General features: G+C 45.2%; 20 protein-coding genes and 3 pseudogenes. 6 read left to right on the forward strand and 17 right to left on the reverse strand.

Going from position 1 to position 23,785, the window contains the following annotated elements; all coding sequences use genetic code 11:
- Positions 1-111 precede the first annotated feature (111 nt).
- From UJ203_RS16490 to UJ203_RS16560, 14 genes and pseudogenes are all read right to left on the reverse strand, one after another.
- Entirely contained in the window at positions 112-1,044 is a 933-nt protein-coding gene (locus tag UJ203_RS16490; RefSeq protein WP_322012496.1) for a DMT family transporter, read from the reverse strand.
- A gap of 159 nt (positions 1,045-1,203) precedes the next feature.
- Positions 1,204-1,650, reverse strand: coding sequence for a universal stress protein (locus tag UJ203_RS16495; protein ID WP_322012498.1), 447 nt, complete (start codon positions 1,648-1,650; stop codon positions 1,204-1,206).
- 102 nt (positions 1,651-1,752) lie between these two features.
- Positions 1,753-3,162, reverse strand: a complete 1,410-nt coding sequence (gene bglH, locus UJ203_RS16500) for an aryl-phospho-beta-d-glucosidase (RefSeq protein WP_322012500.1) — start codon at positions 3,160-3,162, stop codon at positions 1,753-1,755.
- Positions 3,163-3,188: 26 nt separating this feature from the next.
- The gene (locus UJ203_RS16505; protein ID WP_322012502.1) at positions 3,189-5,027 is read right to left on the reverse strand and encodes a beta-glucoside-specific PTS transporter subunit IIABC; all 1,839 of its coding nucleotides are present in this window, start codon (positions 5,025-5,027) and stop codon (positions 3,189-3,191) included.
- Positions 5,028-5,424: 397 nt separating this feature from the next.
- Positions 5,425-5,727: a contact-dependent growth inhibition system immunity protein gene (locus UJ203_RS16510; RefSeq protein ID WP_322012506.1), complete on the reverse strand. Its 303-nt coding sequence runs from the start codon at positions 5,725-5,727 to the stop codon at positions 5,425-5,427.
- Positions 5,728-5,805: 78 nt separating this feature from the next.
- Positions 5,806-5,892: pseudogene (locus UJ203_RS16515) on the reverse strand (hypothetical protein); the annotation flags it as partial.
- The gene (locus UJ203_RS16520) at positions 5,889-6,335 is read right to left on the reverse strand and encodes a hypothetical protein (protein ID WP_216394697.1); all 447 of its coding nucleotides are present in this window, start codon (positions 6,333-6,335) and stop codon (positions 5,889-5,891) included. The pseudogene UJ203_RS16515 and the gene UJ203_RS16520, both read right to left, overlap by 4 nt.
- A gap of 323 nt (positions 6,336-6,658) precedes the next feature.
- Positions 6,659-6,862 carry a DUF2247 family protein gene (locus UJ203_RS16530; RefSeq protein ID WP_322012510.1) on the reverse strand — a complete coding sequence of 68 codons (204 nt, stop codon included), beginning with the start codon at positions 6,860-6,862 and terminating at the stop codon, positions 6,659-6,661.
- A 222-nt stretch (positions 6,863-7,084) separates the two neighbouring features.
- A complete protein-coding gene (locus UJ203_RS16535) occupies positions 7,085-7,498 on the reverse strand; it encodes a hypothetical protein (RefSeq protein WP_248337844.1) in 414 nt (137 codons plus the stop codon).
- A gap of 25 nt (positions 7,499-7,523) precedes the next feature.
- A pseudogene (locus tag UJ203_RS16540) lies at positions 7,524-9,254 on the reverse strand (T7SS effector LXG polymorphic toxin).
- A gap of 19 nt (positions 9,255-9,273) precedes the next feature.
- The gene (locus UJ203_RS16545; RefSeq protein ID WP_322012513.1) at positions 9,274-9,543 is read right to left on the reverse strand and encodes a YwqI/YxiC family protein; all 270 of its coding nucleotides are present in this window, start codon (positions 9,541-9,543) and stop codon (positions 9,274-9,276) included.
- 11 nt (positions 9,544-9,554) lie between these two features.
- On the reverse strand, positions 9,555-9,920 hold the full coding sequence (locus UJ203_RS16550) for a YwqH-like family protein (RefSeq protein WP_322012515.1): 366 nt from the start codon (positions 9,918-9,920) through the stop codon (positions 9,555-9,557).
- Positions 9,921-10,226: 306 nt separating this feature from the next.
- Positions 10,227-11,645, reverse strand: coding sequence for a glycoside hydrolase family 43 protein (locus UJ203_RS16555; RefSeq protein ID WP_322012517.1), 1,419 nt, complete (start codon positions 11,643-11,645; stop codon positions 10,227-10,229).
- A 69-nt stretch (positions 11,646-11,714) separates the two neighbouring features.
- Positions 11,715-12,703, reverse strand: a pseudogene (locus UJ203_RS16560) (Gfo/Idh/MocA family protein).
- 227 nt (positions 12,704-12,930) lie between these two features.
- On the opposite strand from UJ203_RS16560, the gene hutP reads away from it, so the two are divergent.
- The 6 genes from hutP (at position 12,931) to UJ203_RS16590 (ending at position 20,405) form a co-directional block, all read left to right on the forward strand.
- Positions 12,931-13,377, forward strand: coding sequence for a hut operon transcriptional regulator HutP (hutP, locus tag UJ203_RS16565; RefSeq protein ID WP_044160053.1), 447 nt, complete (start codon positions 12,931-12,933; stop codon positions 13,375-13,377).
- A 112-nt stretch (positions 13,378-13,489) separates the two neighbouring features.
- Positions 13,490-15,016: a histidine ammonia-lyase gene (gene hutH, locus UJ203_RS16570; protein ID WP_322012520.1), complete on the forward strand. Its 1,527-nt coding sequence runs from the start codon at positions 13,490-13,492 to the stop codon at positions 15,014-15,016.
- On the forward strand, positions 15,013-16,671 hold the full coding sequence (gene hutU, locus UJ203_RS16575) for a urocanate hydratase (protein WP_322012522.1): 1,659 nt from the start codon (positions 15,013-15,015) through the stop codon (positions 16,669-16,671). The genes hutH and hutU overlap by 4 nt, the downstream gene beginning before the upstream one ends.
- Before the next feature lie 12 nt (positions 16,672-16,683).
- Positions 16,684-17,949: an imidazolonepropionase gene (gene hutI, locus UJ203_RS16580; protein WP_322012524.1), complete on the forward strand. Its 1,266-nt coding sequence runs from the start codon at positions 16,684-16,686 to the stop codon at positions 17,947-17,949.
- On the forward strand, positions 17,942-18,901 hold the full coding sequence (gene hutG, locus UJ203_RS16585; protein ID WP_322012526.1) for a formimidoylglutamase: 960 nt from the start codon (positions 17,942-17,944) through the stop codon (positions 18,899-18,901). The genes hutI and hutG overlap by 8 nt, the downstream gene beginning before the upstream one ends.
- Positions 18,902-18,977: 76 nt before the next feature.
- Positions 18,978-20,405 (forward strand): amino acid permease, encoded by a 1,428-nt coding sequence (locus UJ203_RS16590; protein ID WP_059292197.1) that lies wholly within the window; start codon positions 18,978-18,980, stop codon positions 20,403-20,405.
- A 42-nt stretch (positions 20,406-20,447) separates the two neighbouring features.
- On the opposite strand, the gene UJ203_RS16595 is transcribed toward UJ203_RS16590, so the two are convergent.
- From UJ203_RS16595 to deoC, 3 genes are all read right to left on the reverse strand, one after another.
- The gene (locus UJ203_RS16595) at positions 20,448-21,749 is read right to left on the reverse strand and encodes a pyrimidine-nucleoside phosphorylase (RefSeq protein ID WP_268510177.1); all 1,302 of its coding nucleotides are present in this window, start codon (positions 21,747-21,749) and stop codon (positions 20,448-20,450) included.
- Positions 21,750-21,777: 28 nt separating this feature from the next.
- The gene (nupC, locus tag UJ203_RS16600) at positions 21,778-22,959 is read right to left on the reverse strand and encodes a nucleoside permease NupC (RefSeq protein WP_024123414.1); all 1,182 of its coding nucleotides are present in this window, start codon (positions 22,957-22,959) and stop codon (positions 21,778-21,780) included.
- 92 nt (positions 22,960-23,051) lie between these two features.
- Positions 23,052-23,723, reverse strand: a complete 672-nt coding sequence (deoC, locus tag UJ203_RS16605; RefSeq protein WP_024123415.1) for a deoxyribose-phosphate aldolase — start codon at positions 23,721-23,723, stop codon at positions 23,052-23,054.
- Between the last annotated feature and the right edge of the window lie 62 nt (positions 23,724-23,785).

The following is a 23,785-nucleotide window of genomic DNA, read 5'->3' on the forward strand; positions in this document are numbered from 1 at the left end:
TATTATTACAATATTTTTCTAGAAAATTTATCTTATTTTAAGATTTAAATAGAGCAAAAAGACCCAAAAAACCAAAAAAAGGCCCATTTAAGGCCTTTACACTTTTTTCTATCATGATTGAAATTGTTCTAAATCCTTTTCTTCAGCTGCATCCGCCTTCCCCTGCCTCCTGACAAGCGTCAAAGCCATACCCGCAAAGATCATTGCAATGCCGAGTGTCTGAAAAAGATCCGGCCGGAATCCCGTAAACACGGTATCGAGCACGATCGCGACAGCGGGGTCGAGGAAGACAATGACCGAAATAAATTTCGTTGATAAAAATCGCAAACTGTCAAAAAACAGCAAATACACAATACCTGTATGAATAATACCAGTGGAGACGACCATGATCCAGTTTCCCTGAGACAGGTTTGCAAAAGCGCCGAAGTGAATAAACGGAATCAGGATGATAACCCCTAAACCGGTTTGCAGGAAGGTGGTCGTGTAAGGGCTGTGGTTTTGAATGCCTTTTCCCAATAAAGTGGTGAACGCATAAAACAGTGCGGCGAGAACTGCCCAAATGATTCCTGATCCCATCAGCTGTGTCAATGAAGTGCTGCCGTTAATCCCGGAAATCAGCGCCGTTCCAAGAAAGCAGATGATAATGGAGCTGACGGAGATCACATTTAATTTTTCTCTATAGATAATACTCCCCAGGAGAAGAACAAGCACAGGTGCAAGGTGGTATACAGAGATAGCAATTGTAACTGACGTTTCTTCAAAAGACTTAAATAAGAAGACCCAGTTGAATACGAGAAAGAAACCGCACGCCAATGTTTGCAGCACGTCTCTCTTGCTCCACTTTTCAGTTTTATGCTGACCGGACGCCAGCCAGCAAAAGCTTAAAAATAGCGTCGCGCACAGGCAGCGGACAAAGACCAATTCAAATGACTGCAAATTGGTATGCTCAGAGAAAAAGCCGATAGAACCGAAAATCACCATGGAGATGACCATTTTCAGCACGGCTGTAGATTTTTGTTTTTGTAATATGAGATTGTGCTGCATCAAATGCCCCCCAGTATAGCTATCTAGCAGATATAAGAGAAAATCCTCTTTTTTACATATTGATACTATTATAAAGGAAGCAGTTCCATAAATCACCCAGAGTTATTTTACGAATCTATACATAAAAAAAGCGCCTTGTAGGCGCTTTTTTCTTCTTATCTATCGGACAATTAATACAGGACAAGTTGATAATTGAGACACTTTATGGCTGACGCTTCCAAGCATCATTTCTTTCAGGCCGCTGATGCCCCGGCTTCCGACTACGATCAGGCTGACGCCTTTCTCTTTTGCGTTATTTAAAATTTCGTATGCCGGCTCTCCCTGTGCGTAAATGATGTCGGCTTGAACGCCGCTCTCGGCCGCTTTCGCTTTCGCGTTCTCAAGGATGTGTAAGCCTTCTTTTTTCACTTCTTGCCTGATTTCATCAATAAAATGTTCTGGTACATAGACAATCCCGGTCAGAGAAGAAGTCGCTACGACGGCTTCTCTCCCCACATGAAGGATGCTTAGTTCTGCCTGCTGTTCTTTTGCCAGATGCACTGCGGCATCAAGGGCTTTTGCACTCATTTCTGACCCGTCAATCGCAACTAACATTTTGTTAAACATACGCTTCCCGCCTTTCGGACTGTGGGTGGTTCATCTTTCTCTTTTATTGTCCGCCTGCTGTCTGTTATTGTCAATTGCGGTGTATGTTTTTTCATAAAGTTGTCAGAGACTTTCTCCGTTTGTGGCAATGACCTGCTGATACCAGCCGAAGCTTTTTTTCTTGATGCGATTCAATGTTCCGTTCCCCTCATTGTCTCGATCAACATAAATGTAGCCATAGCGTTTTTTCATTTCGGCAGTGGACGCGCTGACAAGGTCAATCGGTCCCCATGATGTGTATCCGATCAGCTCAACGCCGTCAGCAATCGCTTCGCGCGCTTCCATTAAGTGATCCCGCAGATAGTCAATTCTGTAATCATCGTGAATGGAGCCGTCCTCCTCAACTTTATCTGCCGCGCCAAGGCCGTTTTCCACGATAAACAGCGGCTTCTGATAGCGGTCGTATAACGTGTTGAGCGTGATGCGCAAGCCTTTCGGGTCAATCTGCCAGCCCCATTCTGATGATTTGAGATATGGATTTTTCACACCGCCCAGCAGATTGCCCCCTGATTTCGCAAGATCTTCAGGATCGGTGCTCGCCGCCATGGACATGTAGTAGCTAAATCCGATGTAATCGACCGTATGTTTTTTCAACAATTCCTCATCGCCTTCAGCCATTTCAATCGTAATATTGTTTTCGGCCAGATAGCGTTTCATATATCCCGGGTATGCGCCTCGTGCCTGAACATCTGAGAAGAAAAGTGTTTTGCGCTCATTCTCCATTGCCGCGAAAACATCCTCCGGCTTAGAAGTCATCGGATAGGTTGTCGTCGCGGCGATCATACAGCCAATTTTCGAGTCGGGAATGATCTCATGTCCCGCTTTGACGGCAAGGGCGCTGGCGACAAACTGGTGGTGCGCTGCCTGGTACATCGCGTTCAATTGGTTTTCTCCTTCTTCAAAAACAAGACCGCCGCCTGTAAACGGCGCATGGAGCACCACATTAATTTCGTTGAATGTCATCCAGTACTTCACTTTGTGTTGATAGCGTTTGAAAACAGTTCTGGCATAGCGTTCATAAAACTCTATGACTTTGCGGTTCTTCCAGCCGCCATAATGTTTCACAAGACCGAGCGGCATTTCATAATGAGAGATGGTCACGACTGGCTCAATATGATGCTTTAACAACTCATCAAACAAATCATCATAAAATTTGAGGCCTTCTTCATTTGGCTCCTCTTCATCGCCATTCGGAAAAATTCTTGTCCACGCAATCGAAGTGCGGAACGCTTTGAAACCCATTTCTGCAAATAAGGCAATATCCTCTTTATAACGATGATAAAAATCAATTCCGGTATGATACAGATTTAAAGAAGTCATCGATTCATCAAATGGAGACATGATGCCGTTCGGTGATACATCAGCTGTCGAAAGTCCCTTGCCGCCCTCGTTATAAGCACCCTCAACTTGGTTGGCAGCAACCGCGCCGCCCCATAAAAACCCTTCTGGAAATCGTTTTGCATTTGCACTCATTACAGTTCACCTCATCAGTTTATTTTTTAAGATAAAGCAAGCAGCGCTTCTTTTGTTTGCACCCTGCCGATTTCTTTTACCGGCGAAAATGAATATTGGTCTGTGTTAGTGACGATAACCGGGGTGATCACGTCATATCCAGCTGCTTTAATCTGTTCCAGATCAAAGGAAACGAGCGGATCTCCAGGCGCGACCTTGTCGCCTTCTTTGACATGAGCCGTGAACCATTGGCCCTCCAGTTTGACAGTGTCCAATCCAATGTGTATGAGGATCTCAGCTCCCTGATCACTCGTAATGCCAATGGCGTGCTTTGTTTTAAAAACGGTGGTAACGCTTCCATGAACAGGTGAAACAACTTCTCCTTCTTCAGGCTCAATGGCAAACCCTTTTCCCATGATCCCGGCAGAAAACACTCCATCATTGACTTCACTTAATGCTTTCACTTCTCCCTTAATCGGGCTGTGAATGATTTCTCCGCTGCCCTCATGGCCATTTGTCACAGAAGGCTGCTGATCACTTTCAGACGGTACATCCTCGAATCCAATAAGATAAGCTGCCGCTGTTCCCGCAACAAACGCAATCACAAGACCGATTATCGCGTAGATAAACGTTGGGCCGATAAAGACCGGGATACTCGGCAGCCCTGCGTTGCCTCCGACAATATAGGAAGCAACACCCGTAACGCCGTAAAATGCGCCGCCAGCCGCACCGCCAAGCAAAGCGGCCGCAAACGGTTTTTTCAATCGCATATTAACGCCGTACATCGCGGGTTCTGTAATCCCCATCAGCGCCGTCACACTTGTGGTAAGCGCAAGCGATTTAAATTTCTTGTTTCTGGAGCGAAGAAAAACCGCAAAAGATGCGCCGGCCTGTCCCATATTCGCCAAAAACATGGCAGGCAGCAAATAATCGTGGCCGTTTTGCGCGATGTTGTTAATCATAATCGGCACCAATGCATAATGCATGCCCGTCATAATGATCAAAGAGAACGTTCCCGCAAGCAAAATCATCGCCACAAGCCCGGCATGATCAAATAAATAGTTTACGCCGACAGACAAGTATTCTCCTAAAATAGCACCCAGCGGACCCACTGTAATCAATGTCAGCGGCACGACGATCAACAATGTCAGGGTCGGGACGACAATCAATTTGAGAGAAGAATGCGTGATTCGGTCAATCCACTTTTCCACATACGATGCGATCCAAATCGCAAGCAAAATCGGGATGACCGTTGATGAATAAGTGGCAGCGGTTACAGGGAGCCCGATAAAGGATATCGGTTTCCCCGAACCAAGTAGCGCCGTCAAATCCGGATGCAGAATCGCCGCTGCTATCGCCGCCGCTACATACGGATTGCTTCCAAACTTTCTCGCCGCACTCATCGCAAGCAGGAGCGGAAGAAAGTAGAACGCACCGTCACCAACAACTGACAGAATGACATGCACCTGGCTCTTCTCCGCCACCCAGCCGAATGTGACCGCTAACGCAACGAGCCCTTTGATCATACCTGCACCAGCAATCGCGGGCAGGATCGGTGTAAACACACCAGAAATCACATCAAAGACCGCACTCAGCACATTCTTTTTCTGGCCAGATGCCCCGGTGCTCTTTTCATCACTGAGGCTGCTTCTTTGCAAAATCGCCTGATACACCTTCGGCACATCATTTCCGATGATAATTTGAAACTGCTCGCCGCTGATATTGGTGCCCATCACACCCGGCAGCTGCTCCAATTGACTCCGATCCGCTTTCGAATTGTCATAAAGATTAAAACGCAGTCTCGTCATGCAATGAATCACGCGCTGAACGTTTTCTTCACCGCCTGCGAGTTGTAATATGTCTCTCGATAATTTATCATAATCCATGTGTATACCTCCTTTTTTTGGGGGAACCGGCTGGATGAAAGGTGGCCGCCTTTCTCCAGCTTTTTTTGTATTTAATGCCGCATCACCTCCAAAATGAGAATAAAAAAAACCTAAATGACACAGATTGCGAGAGTCTCCTCCTGCACCTGTACCATTTAGGTTTTGCCTGCTTTCGCAGTAACAATCCTGACGGGTCGCTGATTTGTTTGTAGGTATACTTTAGCACTAGATTTATAGGATGTCAACGCTTTCATTTTTAGTATTGACTAAGAGTATCGATTCTAGTACAAAGGTAATAATAAAGATTTAAACTTATTATTAACTTCACTAAAATGTTATTGTTATTAAAAAACCTTGAAAGGCATTTTTTCCAATCAAGGTTAAGAATCGTTATCGTTTAAATTTTATTTAAAGACTTCTTTATTTGCACTATTACATTTTTTAGCCAATCAATTGGTTCTAAATTAAACGCAGGAAAATACACGCCATCTGCGCAAGATTGAATGTAATCATTTTTCTCATTATCTGAATGCTCACTTTCTATAAAATCCGTTAAAAAGACAATAGCATCCTCCAAATATTCCTTACTTTCCTCTGTTAATAACTCTTGTAAAGCATCATCGGGAGATTCAATATCCTGATGGAATGTTCCAGCCAAAAACTGAAAAACAGGGTCCTCTTGTTTATTGATCGATAACATGTCATCTTGCTCCTTTTAGGGAAAGATAATAGGATTAATATCCTTTATAGATATTTCATTTTATGCTAAATGTTTAAATCATTCATTATCTAATAAATCAAGATAATACTGATCGTTCTTTTCTATTTTTCTTAAAAACTCGGTAAGAGAATTTGCAATTATCACTCTGTAAAATTTAATTCACTGCACTTTTCTTTTATCCATTCTATTCTTTCATCAGCTTCCTCTGTTGATAAAATACCTCGTTTATTTTTGTACTTAATATTTTCTTTTGCCCAGATTAAAATGATCTTGGTATATTCCACAGTCTCTATTGTGCATATACTATCTTCTTCTTCGTCTGCGAAAATATCTTCAACCACAGTTTTATGTTTATCAGAACTAATTATATTTACATTCCCTCCACTTTCGTATATTGGTAATTTTCCAGCTAATACTTTTATTAAATGCTCAATCTCTTCTTTTATGCTATTAAAATCGCTAAATATATCAGCTCCTAACAAATTACTAATGAGGTATCCATTTTTAAGTGGTTCTTCATTTTCCAAATTTAAAATGGCTTCATCATAATCATCATTATATTCAATCGTATATTTATACTTGAGCAATTAAACTATCTCCGCTATTTATTACTCACCGTTGGGTGGCGTGCTTTTAACACAAGCAAGACAATGAGTATTTTCCAATCGTACTTTAAAGAGAATTATTTCCCTCTCAGTTTCCAGAAATTCTTTCAGTAGTTCTTTTACTGTATATTTCGAATCAGAAGGGTAATAAAATGCATCCGATACATTTCTAAAAAAATTGTGCATATGTTCAGGTTTATTAAAAATAGAAAAAATGTTTTCAATGTCGCTAAACATAATATCATCAGAAGAATAATTATATATATCCTTCAAAACAATGCATAACCATTAATGATATTCTCTATTCATGGCTCCAGAAGACTGTCAGATACTATTTGTTCTAATAAAGCATCTGCTTTTTCTTCAGTTTGTTCCCATGCCAATTCAAGGATATTTTCATCTTTAATATTAAGTTTATTCCCTAGATAATTAACCGCATAACTTGTAACTTTTTGTGAAGAAATTAACTTAAACCGCCTACCAATAAACAATAATCCAGTTACATTCAAATTCATTTTTCTTGATTATCTCAACTGAATACATCCTTCTATCTCTTCCATTCTGGTTCACCTGATACTTTTCCACCTCTTTAACGTAATATTTAAAATTAGGAGCTGATTTTCTACAATAGGAAAAGCTTATTCCACTCCACATCACTGTGTGAGAATAAGCTTTAAAAAGTTATCATTTATTTTTAAGCTTTGTTGCATAAACAATTCTATAACAAAATATTAAGAATGAACCTTCTCAAGGAAGTCTTCAAGTATTTTCTTTACTGGGGCACTTGCTTTTGGCAACTTATCATTTATTCGCTGAAGTATGAATGGATCATTCAGTATCATTTGTTTACTCTCGGGAGTCACAAAGCTTCTTAGAGAATCTATGCATACCTCAAATAGCTCTTCATTATCAATACTAAGTAGTGATAGTAATATTGAAAATTCATGTGAACTTCCATTATTATCCATACAGTATGCCAGTTTTTTTTGCCATTCCAAAGGTTTAGTAAGTGCTTCGTTTTTTAATTTTCCCCAATCATCTGCTCTAAAATCTGACAATATATCACTTGCAATTATACAACCATCATCGTACCATGAGTCCTCAGTTGTTTCAGCAGATAAAAGATTATCCAATTCTCTATACATTTTTTATCACCTTTCAATTTACATCTCAAAAACCTGATGGACGAGGCGCATTTACCTTTCCTGTTGGGTAACCACTAGTTACATCGTCACCATTTTTGATAACATCTATTTCCACTCCATTTTTTGATGCTCTATGCCAAGTTGATCTATCCCTCAACCTTGTAGATATAGGTGGTGTATTTCCAACCTCTATAATACTCTTAAGAATCTGATCATCATTCCACGATTCCGGAAATAATGTACTCTTTTTAATTTTAGAAATATTACCATCTACAAATTGCTTAGTAAACATAACATTTTTCGTCCCATCTGCATTAGTAGATAGTACTTCCACTGCGAAATTATCATTAGCGTTGTTTATACTTGAGGAATGTCCACCTATTAAAATATTTTTTGGAACTTTACGTTGTCCTTCCAATATTTTCGCTTCCATATCTGAGCTAATAACCGTCTTTGAAGATACCAATTTCCTACCTTCACTCGCACCCTTTGAAGCAGCCTTATTAACTTCACCCTTACTTTCCTTCTCCGCAATATGTTTAGCCACATCTGTAACAACACGCTTCCCGCCTCGGACCGCCAACTTTTTAACAGCACCCTGAGGGCTTACCCACTCAATAAATTCATATTGAGTTCCGGCAAGAAACGAATCAATTGGCTTAGCTCCGCCTACTTTATCCTCTGGAATGTAAGACACTTCTTCTAGCCGCTTTTTCCCTCCAGCGTAGAGTTCTCTCACAATTTGGCCGTTTTCATATACATAATATTTGCCGCCGACGTAGTCGATGCTTGCAGTATCACGAGTTAGTTCGTCAATCACTTCTATCGTATCTATCTTTTTTAATCCTTTATGATTATATAGTTTATCATTTATCACCCGTATGTCTCCATAGACTTTCGGGTGGGCTGCTGCTTCTTTCTGCAGTACCGTCAAGTTACTGTCATCACCATAAATCTCACGCTCGATCTTTTGTTGTTTGTCATCCATTATCACAGAATCAACGTTTGATTGCTTATGTTTCTCCAGTTTCTTCAGCATCATCTCCATCGGTGAATCATCCGGCTATTTCATTTGCGGATTGATGGCGCCGAAGGTTTGGTTGATGTTTTCTTCTTCCTGCGATTTCAAGATAGAGCCGCTTTTGTAGCCTGTGATCTCAATCTTTGGCCCTGTGTACATGGTTTCGAGCTGGTCTATATATTTTTTCATCGTTTGTAAATCTGATTTTGGCGTTTCTAGTGCTTGGGTTTGCTGGCCGTCAAATTGAAAGAGCTTATTCAGGGTGTCCGAAATCAGTCGCTCAGCCTGTTCTGTTTCCAACCGAAAAAAGGAGTCATTGACTGTCGGCAGGCTGACGATGTGGCCGATGGCTGATGTTTGCCGATTCACGGCGTCAGTGAGCTGCTCTGTCACTTCTCGTGCATGCTTGATCCCGTGTCTGGCATCGTGTGAGAGAAAAGCCTCTGCAATCATGCCGTGGGAGTCAGATTCTACAGAGGAAATCGCATGCTGTGTTTGTTTCAGCACTTTTTTGTATTCGTCGATAAACATGCCAAAGAAAAGGAGAAAAGGCTTGTGGCACTCCTCGTAGAAGGTCCGAATGGCATCTCCGCCTTTTCCTTTTAACGCATCCTTCATGCCTGCCAGATGCTCAACGCTTTTTTCCAGCTTCTCCAGCTGCTGTTTTTGCTTGTCCAGTTTCTCAATCGTATGCTGAATGCCCTCGTGAAGAGCGTGGACATCTAATGTTTTCAATCTTGTGTCCTCCCGTGCTTTATTTCATGGAAGATGATAGGTTCTCGTCTGTTTCCTTCATGGCGTTTACCGCGCTTTCCGTTTGTGCGATATGCTTGGCCAGAACGGACGCATATGCTTCAGTGAGCTCTTTGATGTCCTCATTTAATTGCTCGATGGACTTCACAACGTTTAAATGATTTCTGCCTGAGAGATGGCCGGGCACGGAGGACTTGAGTTCAGCTGAATTCTTGAGCTGAGAAAGCCCTTGCTTCACTGTGCCATAGACCATTTTGATTTCCTGTGCCAATTGTGCTCACCTCACTTTTTATGTTTTTCCTTCTCTATTTCATGCTCTATTCTCGTGATTTGGCGTCTGATGGAATAGACGTCGCCCTCTAATGAGTAGATTTTTCCTTCGATGCTTTCAATGATTTCGCTGACCTGTTCACTTTTGATTTGACGATATGCTTTGTTCATTCCTTCACGAATATCTTCAAATCGCTCCGCATGTGTTCCTCTCCATGCCTCTCGGTTAAGATGAGGCCGATGAATGAGATGCTGGGCCTCGGAAAATTCGTGTTTGATTTGCCTGATTTCGTGCAGCACTCGTTTTAACTGATGGATCTGTTCCTGTTTTTCATGTAAGTCGGCTTTTACCGAATGTAACAACATTTCACTATGCATGCCGCAACACCTCGTGTTTCTATCAAACTGTGTCAATTATTGACAATACAGACTATTTTCATATTACATGATGGGTCATATTGGATAAATAGGTAAAAGGGTTTGTCTTGAAAAGAGTTACACCGGTTCTAAATTGCTATAAATTCGATATCTGCAATTTTATAGCGGGGATAATAAGCACAAGGAGGACTTTTCATTTAGGTCTTTAACCTCATTTATCATTCTATTTTTTTCTTCCGTTGGACTATTGCTTATAGTCAATAAAGACGATAAAAAACGCCTTCCTACGAAGGCGCCTTCTCTATCTTATTTAGATCCCCAAATAGCCTCACCGCTGCCATTCAACACACTAAAGGTCATCACGTTCTTCTCTCTCACCGAATCCCACTGGCGTAAAAATACGCCATTATACATCTTGCCGGCTAGCGTGATGTCGGCTGCGTCATTTCCAGTTTTCTTCCACGTTCCGGTCATTTCCCCGGAAATGGTGTGGTCTTTGTTGAGCTGAATGTTGATGGTTTTTTTGATGTCGGCTGAGATGTCTTTTCCGTGCTGGATGAGTTTGTATGTTCCTGTTAAGTCCTTTTGTTTTACTTTTTTCAAGGTTTCACCTGCATATCGATATGGCGCTGCTACCGGCCATCCGTCTTTGTTCATGAACATCTGGTGGACTCTGACTTCGTGTTCTTCACCTCTGCCCGGAAAACGGGTGTGGAAGAATAAATAAGAACGGCCGGTTTTATCGTCATAATAGGCTGAGTTGTGGCCCGGTGAGACGTATCCGGCTCCTTTTTCAGTTTCTGTTTCAAATGAATAGCTGCCCATGAGTTTGACGCCGTACGGCTCAATGGAGCGGTCATCGAAGAATGTGCCTTCTTTGCCTTGGACATTAATCATTGGGTTGCCCTCAGCGTCATAATACGGGCCATCTGGTTTTTTGGAGCGGGCGACACGGATGTTGTAGCCGCCTATTGCGTCTAGGCCGCCATATGATAGGTATAAGTAGTAGTAGTTGGTGTCTGGATTGTAGAGGATATATGGGCCTTCGATTCTGCTGTGGTTGCCGCCGAGCAGTTTTTTGCCGTACCCCTGTCCAGGGAGCGGGAAGCCAGTTTTCGGATTCATTTCCAGGATGAAAATGCCGCCTGAATATGAACCGTACACCATCCACAGCTTGCCGTTTTTATCAAAAAAGGTGTGCGGGTCTACGACGTTCGGGTGTTTTGTTGCGTCATACGGTGTTCCGTCATTGCTTGTGCCTTCCATGCCTGATTTCAAAAAGATGCCCTTGTTTTTATAGGGCCCTTCGATGTTGTCAGCGACGGCCACTCCCATGGCGGATCTTGGTGAGTCACCGCGGCAGGCATTGTAGTACATATAGTATTTGCCGTCCGCCAGCTGCGCGACATCAGCCGCCCACAGGGTATCGGATTGCGCCCATTCGAAGGTATCTTTTAATTCTTCATAGACATTGGGAATAAGAGGGTTATTGTTGCTGACACTGCCAGTCAGCTGCTGCCATTGCATGAGGTCATTTGTTTTCGCTGAAGCTAAATGAGATCCGAAAACATAAAAGGTGCCGTTCGTCTCAATGATGGAAGGATCATGGACGCTGACTTCTTTAAAGACGGGTTTTTCTGCCTTTTGTGCATGGGTAGCATTGGGCAGGGTGAAAGCCATGAGAAGAGCAGCAAGAAAACATACACGAAACAATCGGTTGAACATCTGTACAGTTCGCCTCTCTTTTTTATTAAATTTTTAAGCGCTTACATTTCATGAAGGAACACCAGCCCTTTAGGAAGGCCGGATGTTTTCATATTCAAACGGGTAGGTGATTCCCCACTGTTGTCTTACATTGTCCATGATGCTCATGACATCCAGGGAGAGACTGATGGTTTGGCTGCCTGTTTGATGCAGGACTGCATTTTGCATATCCTCTACTTCATAGTTCAACCCTTTTGCGGTTTCTCCTTCTTCAATCATCTCTGTTTTTCCATTGGCGTACGTAATGAGTGCTTTGTCCGGCCTTGTAAAATCGTCGACTGTGATAAAGCCGTTTTCTCCAGCGACTACGCCTCTTTTTGGCATTTTTGCGCGCATGGTCAGCGATATGACGGCCATTTCATTGTCGGTGTTTTTTAAGATGATGCCTGACTGCTCGTCTACACTGTATCAGCCGGCTTGGCCGTGCTGAGGATCTCATTCGGCTGGCTCGTGAGAAAATATCTTGCGAACGAGAGCGCATAGGCTCCTGTGTCTAAGAGTGCGCCGCCAGCCAGTTCCTGATTAAAGAACCGGTTTGTCACGTCGTATGGCTTGCACGTTCCAAAGGAGACTTGAACCATTTTAAGGGGCCCGATGCGACCCGCCTTTACGATCTCCCGGAGTTTTTTATACAGCGGCATATGGTAGATGGTCATCGCTTCAGATACAATAAGCTGTTTTTCTTTAGCCAAACCGATGATCTCCTTTAGCTGTCTCGCATTGACGGTAATGGCCTTCTCACAAAGAACATGCTTGTGATGCTGAAGGCTTTTCATCATATATTCATAGTGGTTTGAATGCGGAGTGGCAATGTAGACAATATCAACATTCTCATCTAGCAGCAGTTCTTCATAGCTGCCATAGGCTTTTTCCACATGATGCTCCTTGGCGAACGCTTTGGCTTTATCGAAGCTTCGTGACCCTGCAGCATAGACCGTTCCGTTTACTTCTCTCAGCGCTTTGGCGAAATCTGAGGCGATTGCGCCAAGGCCGATGATTCCCCAATGTAAGCTCTTCACTGCACTTCGCTCCCCTTCTATATGAACTCATTTCTAGAGTACGACAGCAGCCGCCCGCACACCTGTCTGGCTATGGTGTGCAATGTGCTAGATTTCTGCGTCACGATATCACAATACCAATCTAACTTGTTAAAGACTGTAAAAAACCTTTTGACTTCTATTGCTGAAACAATTAATATAATACTCAGTTAATAGTTATCAGAATTTTTAGGAATTGAGTGATTCATATGACACTGCACAAAGAGCGCCGTATTGGCCGGTTGTCTGTTCTTCTGCTGCTTCATGAAGCTGAGGAAAGTACACAGGTCGAGGAACTGGAGCGAGATGGATGGAAAGTCTGTCTCGGCAAGGTAGGATCAATGGACGCGCATAAAGTAGTAGCCGCAATTGAAACCGCTTCCAAAAAGAGCGGGGTCATTCAATCCGAGGGTTACCGTGAGTCACATGCGCTTTACCATGCGACGATGGAGGCTTTGCATGGCGTGACCAGAGGGGAAATGCTGCTTGGATCACTGCTTCGGACGGTTGGCCTGAGGTTCGCCGTTTTGAGGGGAAATCCTTATGAAAGCGAAGCGGAAGGCGATTGGATTGCTGTCTCGCTTTACGGAACAATCGGGGCGCCGATTAAAGGACTTGAGCATGAAACATTCGGCGTTGGAATTAATCACATATGAAACAGCCCATAGATCTTAGACGATAGGGGGCTATGCGTGAAATCAGAATTTCACAGCATAGCCCCTTTTTGTATGGGCGCTTTACCAAAGTAAAGACAAAGGAGTTGGGCTTATGGTGACATTAGACGGTTCTTCATTGACAACAGCCGACGTCGCGCGAGTGCTGTTTGATTTTGAAGAGACAGCGGCTTCCGAAGAAAGTATGGAGCGTGTGAAAAAAAGCAGAGCCGCAGTGGAGCGGATTGTTCACGAAGAAAAGACAATATACGGCATTACCACCGGATTTGGCAAATTCAGTGATGTCCTGATTCAGAAGGAAGACTCGGCGGCGCTGCAGCTGAATTTAATTCTTTCTCATGCCTGCGGAGTCGGCGATCCTTTTCCTGAGTGTGTTTCCAGGGCAATGCTGCTTTTGCGCGCCAATGCGCTGTTAAAAGGGTTTTCCGGTGTGCGTGCTGAGCTGATTGAGCAATTGCTTGCTTTTTTAAATAAACGTGTCCATCCTGTCATTCCCCAGCAGGGATCACTTGGTGCAAGCGGAGATCTGGCGCCACTCTCCCATCTGGCGCTTGCGCTGATCGGGCAAGGAGAAGTCTTTTTTGAGGGAGAAAGGATGCCGGCAATGAAAGGCTTGAAAAAAGCCGGCATTCAGCCGGTAGCGCTGACATCCAAGGAAGGGCTTGCCTTGATTAATGGGACTCAGGCCATGACTGCTATGGGTGTGGTTGCATACATTGAAGCGGAAAAACTAGCCTATCAAACAGAGCGCATTGCCAGCTTAACGATTGAAGGGCTCCACGGAATTATCGATGCGTTTGACGAGGATATTCACTCCGCCCGCGGCTATCAGGAGCAGATCGATGTCGCAGAACGAATCCGTTTTTATCTATCTGACAGCAGCCTGACGACCTCTCAAGGAGAACTGCGGGTCCAGGATGCCTATTCATTGCGCTGTATTCCGCAAGTGCACGGTGCGACCTGGCAGACGTTAGGCTACGTGAAGGAAAAATTAGAGATTGAGATGAATGCAGCTACAGACAATCCTCTTATTTTCAATGACGGTGACAAAGTCATCTCTGGCGGAAACTTTCACGGGCAGCCGATCGCCTTTGCCATGGATTTTCTAAAAATCGCAGTATCAGAGCTTGCGAATATCGCAGAGCGCAGGATCGAGCGCCTTGTGAACCCGCAGCTGAATGACCTGCCGCCATTCCTAAGCCCTCATCCCGGTCTGCAATCCGGTGCAATGATCATGCAGTATGCCGCTGCCTCGCTTGTTTCTGAAAATAAAACACTGGCCCATCCCGCAAGTGTGGATTCTATTCCGTCATCCGCCAACCAAGAAGACCATGTCAGCATGGGAACCATCGCCGCTCGGCATGCTTATCAGGTGATCGCAAATACAAGGAGAGTCATTGCGATTGAAGCGATTTGCGCATTGCAGGCTGTTGAATACAGAGGCATAGAACATGCAGCGTCCTACACCAAACAGCTTTTTCAAGAAATGAGAAAAGTCGTGCCGTCTATTCAGCAGGACCGCGTTTTTTCCTATGACATCGAACGCTTGACTGCCTGGCTGAAGAAGGAATCTTTATTACCATATCAACAGAACGAAGAATTGAGGGGGATGAACATATGACTAATGTGAAAAAATCAATCCGTGCCAACCGGGGGACAGAGCTTGAATGTTTAGGGTGGGAACAAGAGGCGGTGCTTCGGATGCTTCGCAACAACCTTGACCCAGATGTCGCCGAGAAGCCCGAGGACCTAATCGTATACGGCGGGATTGGCAAAGCCGCACGGGATTGGGACGCTTTTCACGCCATTGAGCATTCTCTGAAAACACTAAAACATGATGAGACACTGCTCGTGCAATCCGGAAAGCCCGTTGGCATGTTCCGTACGCACCCGCAGGCGCCGCGCGTGCTTTTAGCAAACTCTGTTCTTGTTCCAAAGTGGGCGAACTGGGAGCATTTCCACGAGCTTGAGAAAAAAGGGTTAATGATGTACGGACAGATGACGGCAGGCAGCTGGATTTACATTGGCTCACAGGGCATATTGCAAGGAACCTATGAAACTTTCGCTGAGCTTGCGAGACAGCACTTCGGAGGAAGCTTAAAAGGAACATTGACGCTGACAGCCGGTCTCGGCGGAATGGGAGGCGCCCAGCCGCTCTCTGTCACGATGAATGAAGGAGTCGTCATTGCCGTCGAGGTTGATGAAAAACGTATCGACAAGCGGATCGAAACAAGATACTGCGATCGAAAAACAGCCTCGATTGAGGAAGCCTTAGCGTGGGCTGAAGAGGCAAAGCTGGCAGGAAAACCTCTATCCATTGCTCTTCTCGGAAACGCGGCTGAGGTTCACCACACACTTTTGAACCGAGGCGTCAAAATCGATATTGTGACGGATCAGACGTCTGCCCATGACCCATTAATCGGTTATGTTCCCGAGGGCTATTCACTTGAGGAAGCTGATCGTTTGCGCCAAGACAATCCAAACCTTTATGTGCGCCTTGCGAAACAAAGCATGAAAAAACATGTGGAAGCCATGCTGGCATTTCAACAAAAGGGCTCAATTGTATTTGATTACGGCAACAATATCCGGCAAGTTGCAAAGGATGAAGGGCTGGAGAATGCCTTCGATTTTCCGGGGTTTGTCCCTGCTTACATCCGTCCCTTATTCTGTGAAGGAAAAGGACCATTCCGCTGGGCGGCACTTTCCGGTGATCCGGCAGATATTTACCGTACGGATGCGTTATTAAAAGAACTGTTCCCGGCAAACAAGGCCCTTCACCGCTGGATCGATATGGCACAGGAAAAAGTCACGTTCCAAGGCTTGCCGTCCCGCATTTGCTGGCTTGGATATGGAGAACGAAAAAAGATGGGCCTTGCCATTAACGAATTGGTCCGAAACGGGGAGCTAAAAGCGCCTGTCGTGATTGGGAGAGATCATTTGGACTGCGGGTCTGTCGCCTCTCCAAACCGGGAAACTGAAGCGATGAAGGACGGAAGTGACGCTGTCGGCGATTGGGCTGTGCTCAATGCACTTGTCAACACGGCGGCGGGTGCGAGCTGGGTTTCCTTCCACCATGGCGGCGGCGTCGGAATGGGCTATTCCTTGCATGCCGGTATGGTCGCAGTTGCCGATGGAAGTGAGCTGGCTGACGAACGGCTCGCCAGGGTCTTAACGAGCGATCCGGGGATGGGCATTATCCGCCATGCGGATGCGGGTTATGAACGTGCCGTTGAAGTAGCGAAGAAACAGGACATTATCGTGCCGATGCAAAAATAAGGGAGTGATAACATGCCGAAACAAATTGATACGATTCTCATCAACATCGGTCAGCTTTTGACGATGGAAAGCAGCGGCCCACGCGCGGGCAAAAGCATGCAGGATCTTCATGTGATCGAAGACGCTGTGGTTGGAATCCACGAACAGAAGATTGTGTTCGCCGGAAAAAAAGGGGCCGAAGCCGGTTACGAGGCAGACGACATCATTGATTGTTCGGGACGGCTTGTAACGCCGGGCCTCGTCGATCCGCATACCCATCTTGTATTTGGCGGATCTCGGGAAAAGGAGATGAATCTTAAACTCCAGGGCATCTCTTATTTAGATATTCTCGCGCAGGGCGGCGGTATTTTGTCCACTGTCAAAGACACCCGGGCCGCCTCAGAAGAAGAGCTGCTGCAAAAAGGCCGTTTTCATCTGCAAAGAATGCTGTCATACGGCACGACCACGGCTGAAGTGAAGAGCGGCTACGGCTTAGATAAAGATACAGAGCTGAAACAATTGCGCGTCGTGAAAAAACTGCACGAGAGCCAGCCCATTGACCTTGTCTCCACTTTCATGGGAGCTCATGCCATTCCTCCTGAAGATAAGGACAGCCCCGATGAATTTTTAGATCGCATGCTGAATCTCTTGCCAGAAATAAAAGAGGAAGAGCTCGCAGCCTTTGCAGATATTTTTACAGAAACAGGCGTTTTTACAGTCAGTCAATCCCGACGTTACTTAAAAAAAGCGGCTGAGGCGGGATTCGGATTAAAAATCCACGCTGATGAAATTGACCCTCTTGGAGGAGCTGAATTAGCGGCTGAGCTAAGAGCTGTCTCAGCCGATCATTTGGTGGGCGCCTCTGATGAAGGCATACAGCAAATGGCTGAATCAGGAACCATCGCCGTCCTCTTGCCGGGCACAACATTTTATCTCGGCAAACACACATATGCCAGGGCAAGAGACATGATTGATGCGGGTGTACGTGTCAGCCTGGCAACGGACTTTAACCCGGGCAGCTCCCCAACTGAAAATATTCAGCTGATCATGTCGATTGCCGCGCTTCATCTGAAAATGACCGCAGAAGAAATATGGCATGCAGTCACAGTCAACGCCGCATATGCCATAGGAAAAGGCGAAGAAGCAGGGCAGCTCAAAGCTGGCCGCTCAGCAGATCTTGTCATTTGGCAAGCCTCGAATTACATGTATATTCCGTATCACTACGGCGTCAATCATGTACATCAAGTCATGAAAAAGGGGACATTTGTTGTCAACAGGGAGGGAGCCATTCTTGGATAAATACCCTTTTCTCAGAGAGGCAGGCTCTTCGTTTAAAGACCGGGATGTGACAAAAATGAGTGACCTGATCGCAAAATGGGACGGCCAAGGCATTAAGGGGCCGGCGCTGATAGGTGTCCCCCTGTCAAAATCATCCATCAGTCATTCCGGCGCTTCCTTTGCCCCCGGAACAATCCGCCAGGCTCTAAAGCATTCATCGGCTTATTCTGCGGAGCTTGGGGAACATGTCGTATCAGATTTTCTTTATGATCTGGGGGATGTCGATATTCATGTGACTGATATCGTGAAATCACATGATCAAATCTTCCAAACCATGCATGCTCTGCTTTCAGATCACCCAGATTGGGTACCGCTCATACTTGGGGGAGATAACTCCATCAGCTACTCCACCATAAAAGCGATTGCGCAAACGAAAGGAACGACAGCCGTTATTCAATTTGATGCCCATCATGATGTGCGGAACACGGAGGACGGAGGGCCGACAAACGGCACCCCCTTCCGCCGCCTTTTGGATGAAGAGATCATAGAACGCCAGCATTTGATTCAACTGGGTATCAGAGAATTCAGCAACAGCTTGGCCTATGAAACATACGCGAAAAATCATCACGTGGACATCCGCACGATGGGAATGATTCGTGAAAAAGGACTGATCCCGACCATTAAAGAGATCCTGTCTGCCGTTCAAACAAGAACAGACTTCATTTTTATATCTGTTGATATGGATGTCTTAGACCAGTCCCATGCACCCGGCTGTCCAGCGATTGGCCCGGGCGGCCTCTATACAGACGAATTACTCGAATCAATCAAGTACATCGCACAAGAGCCCAATGTCGCAGGGATCGAAATCGTTGAAGTTGATCCCACCCTCGATTTTCGGGATATGACAAGCAGAGCCGCAGCTCACGTTCTGTTACACGCATTAAAAGGAATGAAACGCTTCCGATTCAAGTGATCTTCCGGCAGGTTGTATTTTGGTTACAAGAAAACTCATCTGCCTGATCAACGGCAGCTAAAAGGAGGACGAAACGGTGGGTCTTCAAGAGAAAAGCGGCCATCAGCTAAAACGGACAATGAAAAGCAGGCACTTATTTATGATTTCATTGGGAGGCGTCATCGGAACAGGACTTTTCCTCAGTACGGGCTATACACTCAGCCAAGCCGGTCCCGGCGGTACAATACTCGCTTATTTAATCGGCGGATTGATGATGTACCTCGTCATGCAATGTCTCGGTGAATTGTCGGTCGCCATGCCGGTGACCGGTTCCTTTCAAAAATACGCCACAACATTCATCGGGCCATCTACCGGTTTTATGGTCGGCATCATGTACTGGGTGAATTGGGTGGTGACGGTAGGTTCTGAGTTTACCGCATCCGGTATTCTCATGCAGCGCTGGTTTCCTGACAGCAGCGTATGGATGTGGAGTGCGATTTTTGCAGCTCTCCTTTTCGTATGCAACGCATTTTCAGTCAAATTATTTGCGGAAACTGAATTTTGGTTTTCGAGCGTGAAGATTGTCACCATCATTTTATTTATCATTTTAGGAGGCGCCGCCATGTTTGGCTTGATCTCTTTAAACGGGACGGCTGATGCCCCTATGTTTTCAAATTTCACAGGTCATGGAGGATTGTTTCCGAACGGCTTTCTCGCTGTATTTATCGCCATGATATCTGTGAGTTTTGCCTTTTCCGGAACAGAATTAATCGGAGTCACAGCAGGAGAATCCGCAAATCCTCAAAAGGATATTCCGCGCTCCATCCGTAATGTCGCATGGCGGACAGTCATTTTTTTCATCGGTGCCGTCTTCGTATTATCCGGACTGATTTCATGGAAAGAAGCAGGAGTAATCGAAAGCCCCTTTGTAGCAGTATTTGCAGAAATCGGAATCCCGTACGCCGCAGATATTATGAATTTTGTTATATTAACAGCCTTGCTGTCCGTTGCCAATTCAGGCCTATATGCCTCAACCCGTATGCTGTGGTCGTTGGCAAATGAAAACATGATCAGCTCTCGTTTTAAAAAAGTCACATCTAAAGGCATTCCGCTACATGCCTTAATCATCAGTATGGCTGTATCTTGTTTATCTCTCGTTTCCAGTATTGTGGCGCCGGGAACTGTTTATGTGGTGATGGTAGCGATTGCTGGATTTGCAGGGGTCGTGGTCTGGATGAGCATTGCGCTGTCTCAACTCTTGTTCCGAAAGAGATTTCTTAAAAAAGGGGGGAATGTGAAAGATCTGACATTTCGCACACCGCTTTATCCTCTTATGCCTATAGCCGCTCTTTTATTATGTTCAGCTTCTTGTATCGGTCTCGCTTTTGATCCCAATCAAAGAATCGCTCTCTTCTGCGGAATTCCTTGTATCATTCTATGCTATCTCATCTACTATTTCAGAAGAAACCTTACGAAAGCAAAAAAAATCGGACAAGAGGAATATCAGGTTGATCACATCCTTTAATCAAAACAGCACACCCCACTCAGGATGGGATGTGCTTTATTTTTATTCTGTAATTAACGTATGAATCAGCTTTGGCGCCTTCGCCTCCGCTGCGATACGGATATTGTCATATACTTTCGCGATGACTTCATCGACATTTTCCCGGTTGGCATAGAGCGTAACGAGTGGTTCGCCTTTTTCTACCTTGTCGCCGACCTTTTTGCGGAGCATGATGCCGACGGCTAAATCGATTTCGTCTTCTTTTGTGGCGCGCCCAGCACCTAACAGCATGGCTGCGACGCCGATTTCGTCTGCGACAATTTCGGAGACGACACCCGCTTCTTTGGCTGGCACATCAATGTGATAAGCCGCTTGCGGAAGCTTAGACGGGTCATCAACAATCGAGCTGTCACCGCCTTGGTTTTTCAAGAAATCTTTGAATTTCTCAAGCGCTTTGCCGTTTTTCATGACCTCTTCAAGCTTTGCTCTTGCTTCGTCTAATGTACCTGCTTTTTTCGCAAGCACGACCATCTGGCTGCCGAGTGTTAAGACAAGCTCGTGCAGGTCTTCAGGGCCTTCGCCTCTGAGCGTGTCAATCGCTTCTTTCACTTCAAGCGCATTTCCAATCGCAAAGCCGAGCGGCTGGGACATGTCGGAGATGACAGCCATCGTTTGGCGGCCGACCTTGTTGCCGATTCGTACCATTGCTTTCGCGAGTTCAGCCGCATCTTCCTCTGTTTTCATGAAGGCGCCCGCTCCCGTTTTCACGTCAAGCACGATCGCGTCTGCTCCGGCAGCGATTTTTTTGCTCATAATGGAGCTAGCGATAAGCGGGATGGAATTCACCGTACCCGTTACATCTCGCAGGGCGTACAGTTTTTTATCCGCCGGCGTTAAGTTGCCGCTTTGGCCAATGACGGCAACCTTGTCGCGGTTCACAAGCTTAATAAATTCTTCCTTTGACAGTTCCACGTGAAACCCGTCGATCGCCTCTAATTTATCAATTGTTCCGCCTGTATGGCCGAGGCCGCGGCCGGACATTTTGGCAACCGGCACATCAAGAGCCGCGACAAGCGGTGCAAGCACGAGTGTTGTCGTGTCGCCGACGCCGCCGGTTGAATGTTTATCCACTTTAATTCCTTCGATGGCAGAAAGATCAATCGTTTCACCGGAGTTCACCATAGCCATTGTTAAGTCCGCCCGTTCACGATCACTCATATCCTGGAAGAAAATCGCCATGGCAAGCGCGCTTGCCTGATAATCAGGAATGCTTCCGTCCGTATAGCCGTTCACGAAAAACTGGATTTCTTCTGTGGTGAGTTCTTTTCCGTTTTGTTTTTTGATGATAATATCTACCATTCTCATTATAGTCACCGATCCTTTTCGATTATGTTCAGTAAATCAGACCTACAACTGCCGCTGTTAAAAAGCTGACAAGCGTGGCACCGTATAATAATTTCAGACCGAAGCGAGCAACGACGTTTCCTTGCTTTTCATTCAGACCCTTTACAGCACCGGCAATGATACCGATGGAAGAGAAATTCGCGAACGAAACGAGGAATACTGATACAATCGCTGTTGTACGGCCGCTGAAATGAAAACCGTTTTGCGAAAGAGACGTCATGGCGACAAATTCGTTCGATACCATTTTTGTTGCCATAATGCTTCCGGCGTTAACAGCTTCATTCCATGGAATACCAACAAGAAAAGCGAATGGAGCAAACACATATCCAAGCAGGTCTTGGAAGGAAATACCGAGTACAGCGTTAAAAATACCATTGATCAAAGCAATAATCGCGACAAATCCGATCAGCATCGCTGCGACAACAACCGCTACTTTGAAACCATCTAAGATGTATTCTCCGAGCACTTCGAAGAAGGATTGTTTTTCTTCATTTTCTACACGAAGCATATCCTCATCTTTAGCGACCTCGTAAGGATTAATAATAGAGGCAATGATAAAACCGCCAAATAAGTTCAATACAAGAGCCGTTACGACGTATTCAGGCTTCAGCATCGTCATGTAAGCGCCGACGATTGACATGGATACGGTTGACATCGCAGAAGCGCAAAGCGTGTACAACCGCTGCTGTGACAGTAAACCGAGTTCTTTCTTTAAGGAGATAAATACTTCTGATTGCCCTAAAATCGCAGATGCAACAGCATTGTACGACTCCAGTCTTCCCATCCCGTTAACCTTGCTGAGGGCAAGGCCGATGTATTTAATAATAAACGGGAGGATCTTCCATTTTTGCAGAATCCCGATGAGTGCTGAAATAAATACAATCGGCAAGAGAACGTTCATAAAGAATGTCGATTGATCCGCATTCACCAAACCGCCAAACACAAAGTTGATTCCTTCTGCCGCATAGCCAAGCAGGTAGCTGAATCCTTGTGCAAATCCTCCTACGAGAAAATTCCCGATCCCCGTATTGAGGAGAATGTAACCGAGAATAAACTGCAAAATGAGCATGACAATAATTGGGCGGATCTTAATTCTTTTTTTGCCGCTGCTCGCGATCCACGCAAGGCCTAAAAACACGATTAAACCGATAATCCCAATCAAATACTTCATATGTGTTTCTCCTTTATTTGTATTCGCTTACATTATTATTTCCCCGGAAAGAAAAGAAGGGCACGGAAAGCGATGTGCCTTCCGTCTGCTTCTTAATAATCGTCTCCGCCGGCTCCGTTCTCTCCTTTTACAATGGAAACGCCTGCGCTTGCGCCAATGCGGCTCGCACCTGCTTCGATCATTGTGTCTACATCTTCTTTCGTTCTGATACCCCCGGATGCTTTTACGCCGATATCAGGACCTACTGTTTTGCGCATTAAAGCGATATCTTCCTTCGTTGCGCCGCCTGTTGAGAAGCCTGTTGAAGTTTTCACGAAATCCGCTCCCGCAGAAACCGCTAAACGGCATGCACGCTCTTTTTCTTCATCTGTCAGCAGGCATGTTTCAATAATGACTTTGACAAGCGCTTTTCCGGCTGCAGCTTCCACCACACCGCGAATATCCGCTTCCACCACGTCATCTTCTTTGTCTTTCAAAGCAGCGATGTTAATGACCATGTCCACTTCAGTGGCGCCTTTTGAAATCGCATCCTTCGTTTCGAACGCTTTTGTTTCTGTTGTGTTGGCGCCGAGCGGGAAGCCGATGACTGTACATACGTCAACTCCTGTGCCCTCAAGCTCTTTTGCAGCCAGCTGCACCCATGTCGGGTTTACACATACAGAAGCGAATTTGTATGTTTTCGCTTCTTCTATTAATTTCAAAATATCCGCTTTTTGTGTATGCGGTTTCAAAGCTGTATGATCAATTTTATTGGCTAATGTCATCCTTCGCACACTTCCTTTTTTGTTAAGATATTTTTTAGCATACCCGACTTTTGAACATATGT

The sequence above is a fragment of the Bacillus sp. V26 genome (genome assembly GCF_034296245.1).
GTDB lineage: Bacteria > Bacillota > Bacilli > Bacillales > Bacillaceae > Bacillus > Bacillus halotolerans.

Coding starts and splice junctions, on each gene's coding strand:
- deoC (WP_024123415.1), bottom strand. CDS start 23,723: ATGACATTAGCCAATAAAATTGATCATACAGCTTTGAAACCGCATACA.
- hutU (WP_322012522.1), top strand. CDS start 15,013: ATGACTAATGTGAAAAAATCAATCCGTGCCAACCGGGGGACAGAGCTT.
- UJ203_RS16550 (WP_322012515.1), bottom strand. CDS start 9,920: ATGCATAGTGAAATGTTGTTACATTCGGTAAAAGCCGACTTACATGAA.
- bglH (WP_322012500.1), bottom strand. CDS start 3,162: ATGAGTGCAAATGCAAAACGATTTCCAGAAGGGTTTTTATGGGGCGGC.
- nupC (WP_024123414.1), bottom strand. CDS start 22,959: ATGAAGTATTTGATTGGGATTATCGGTTTAATCGTGTTTTTAGGCCTT.
- hutI (WP_322012524.1), top strand. CDS start 16,684: ATGCCGAAACAAATTGATACGATTCTCATCAACATCGGTCAGCTTTTG.
- UJ203_RS16490 (WP_322012496.1), bottom strand. CDS start 1,044: ATGCAGCACAATCTCATATTACAAAAACAAAAATCTACAGCCGTGCTG.
- UJ203_RS16595 (WP_268510177.1), bottom strand. CDS start 21,749: ATGAGAATGGTAGATATTATCATCAAAAAACAAAACGGAAAAGAACTC.
- UJ203_RS16505 (WP_322012502.1), bottom strand. CDS start 5,027: ATGGATTATGATAAATTATCGAGAGACATATTACAACTCGCAGGCGGT.
- UJ203_RS16495 (WP_322012498.1), bottom strand. CDS start 1,650: ATGTTTAACAAAATGTTAGTTGCGATTGACGGGTCAGAAATGAGTGCA.
- hutH (WP_322012520.1), top strand. CDS start 13,490: ATGGTGACATTAGACGGTTCTTCATTGACAACAGCCGACGTCGCGCGA.
- UJ203_RS16555 (WP_322012517.1), bottom strand. CDS start 11,645: ATGTTCAACCGATTGTTTCGTGTATGTTTTCTTGCTGCTCTTCTCATG.
- UJ203_RS16510 (WP_322012506.1), bottom strand. CDS start 5,727: ATGTTATCGATCAATAAACAAGAGGACCCTGTTTTTCAGTTTTTGGCT.
- hutP (WP_044160053.1), top strand. CDS start 12,931: ATGACACTGCACAAAGAGCGCCGTATTGGCCGGTTGTCTGTTCTTCTG.
- UJ203_RS16535 (WP_248337844.1), bottom strand. CDS start 7,498: ATGTATAGAGAATTGGATAATCTTTTATCTGCTGAAACAACTGAGGAC.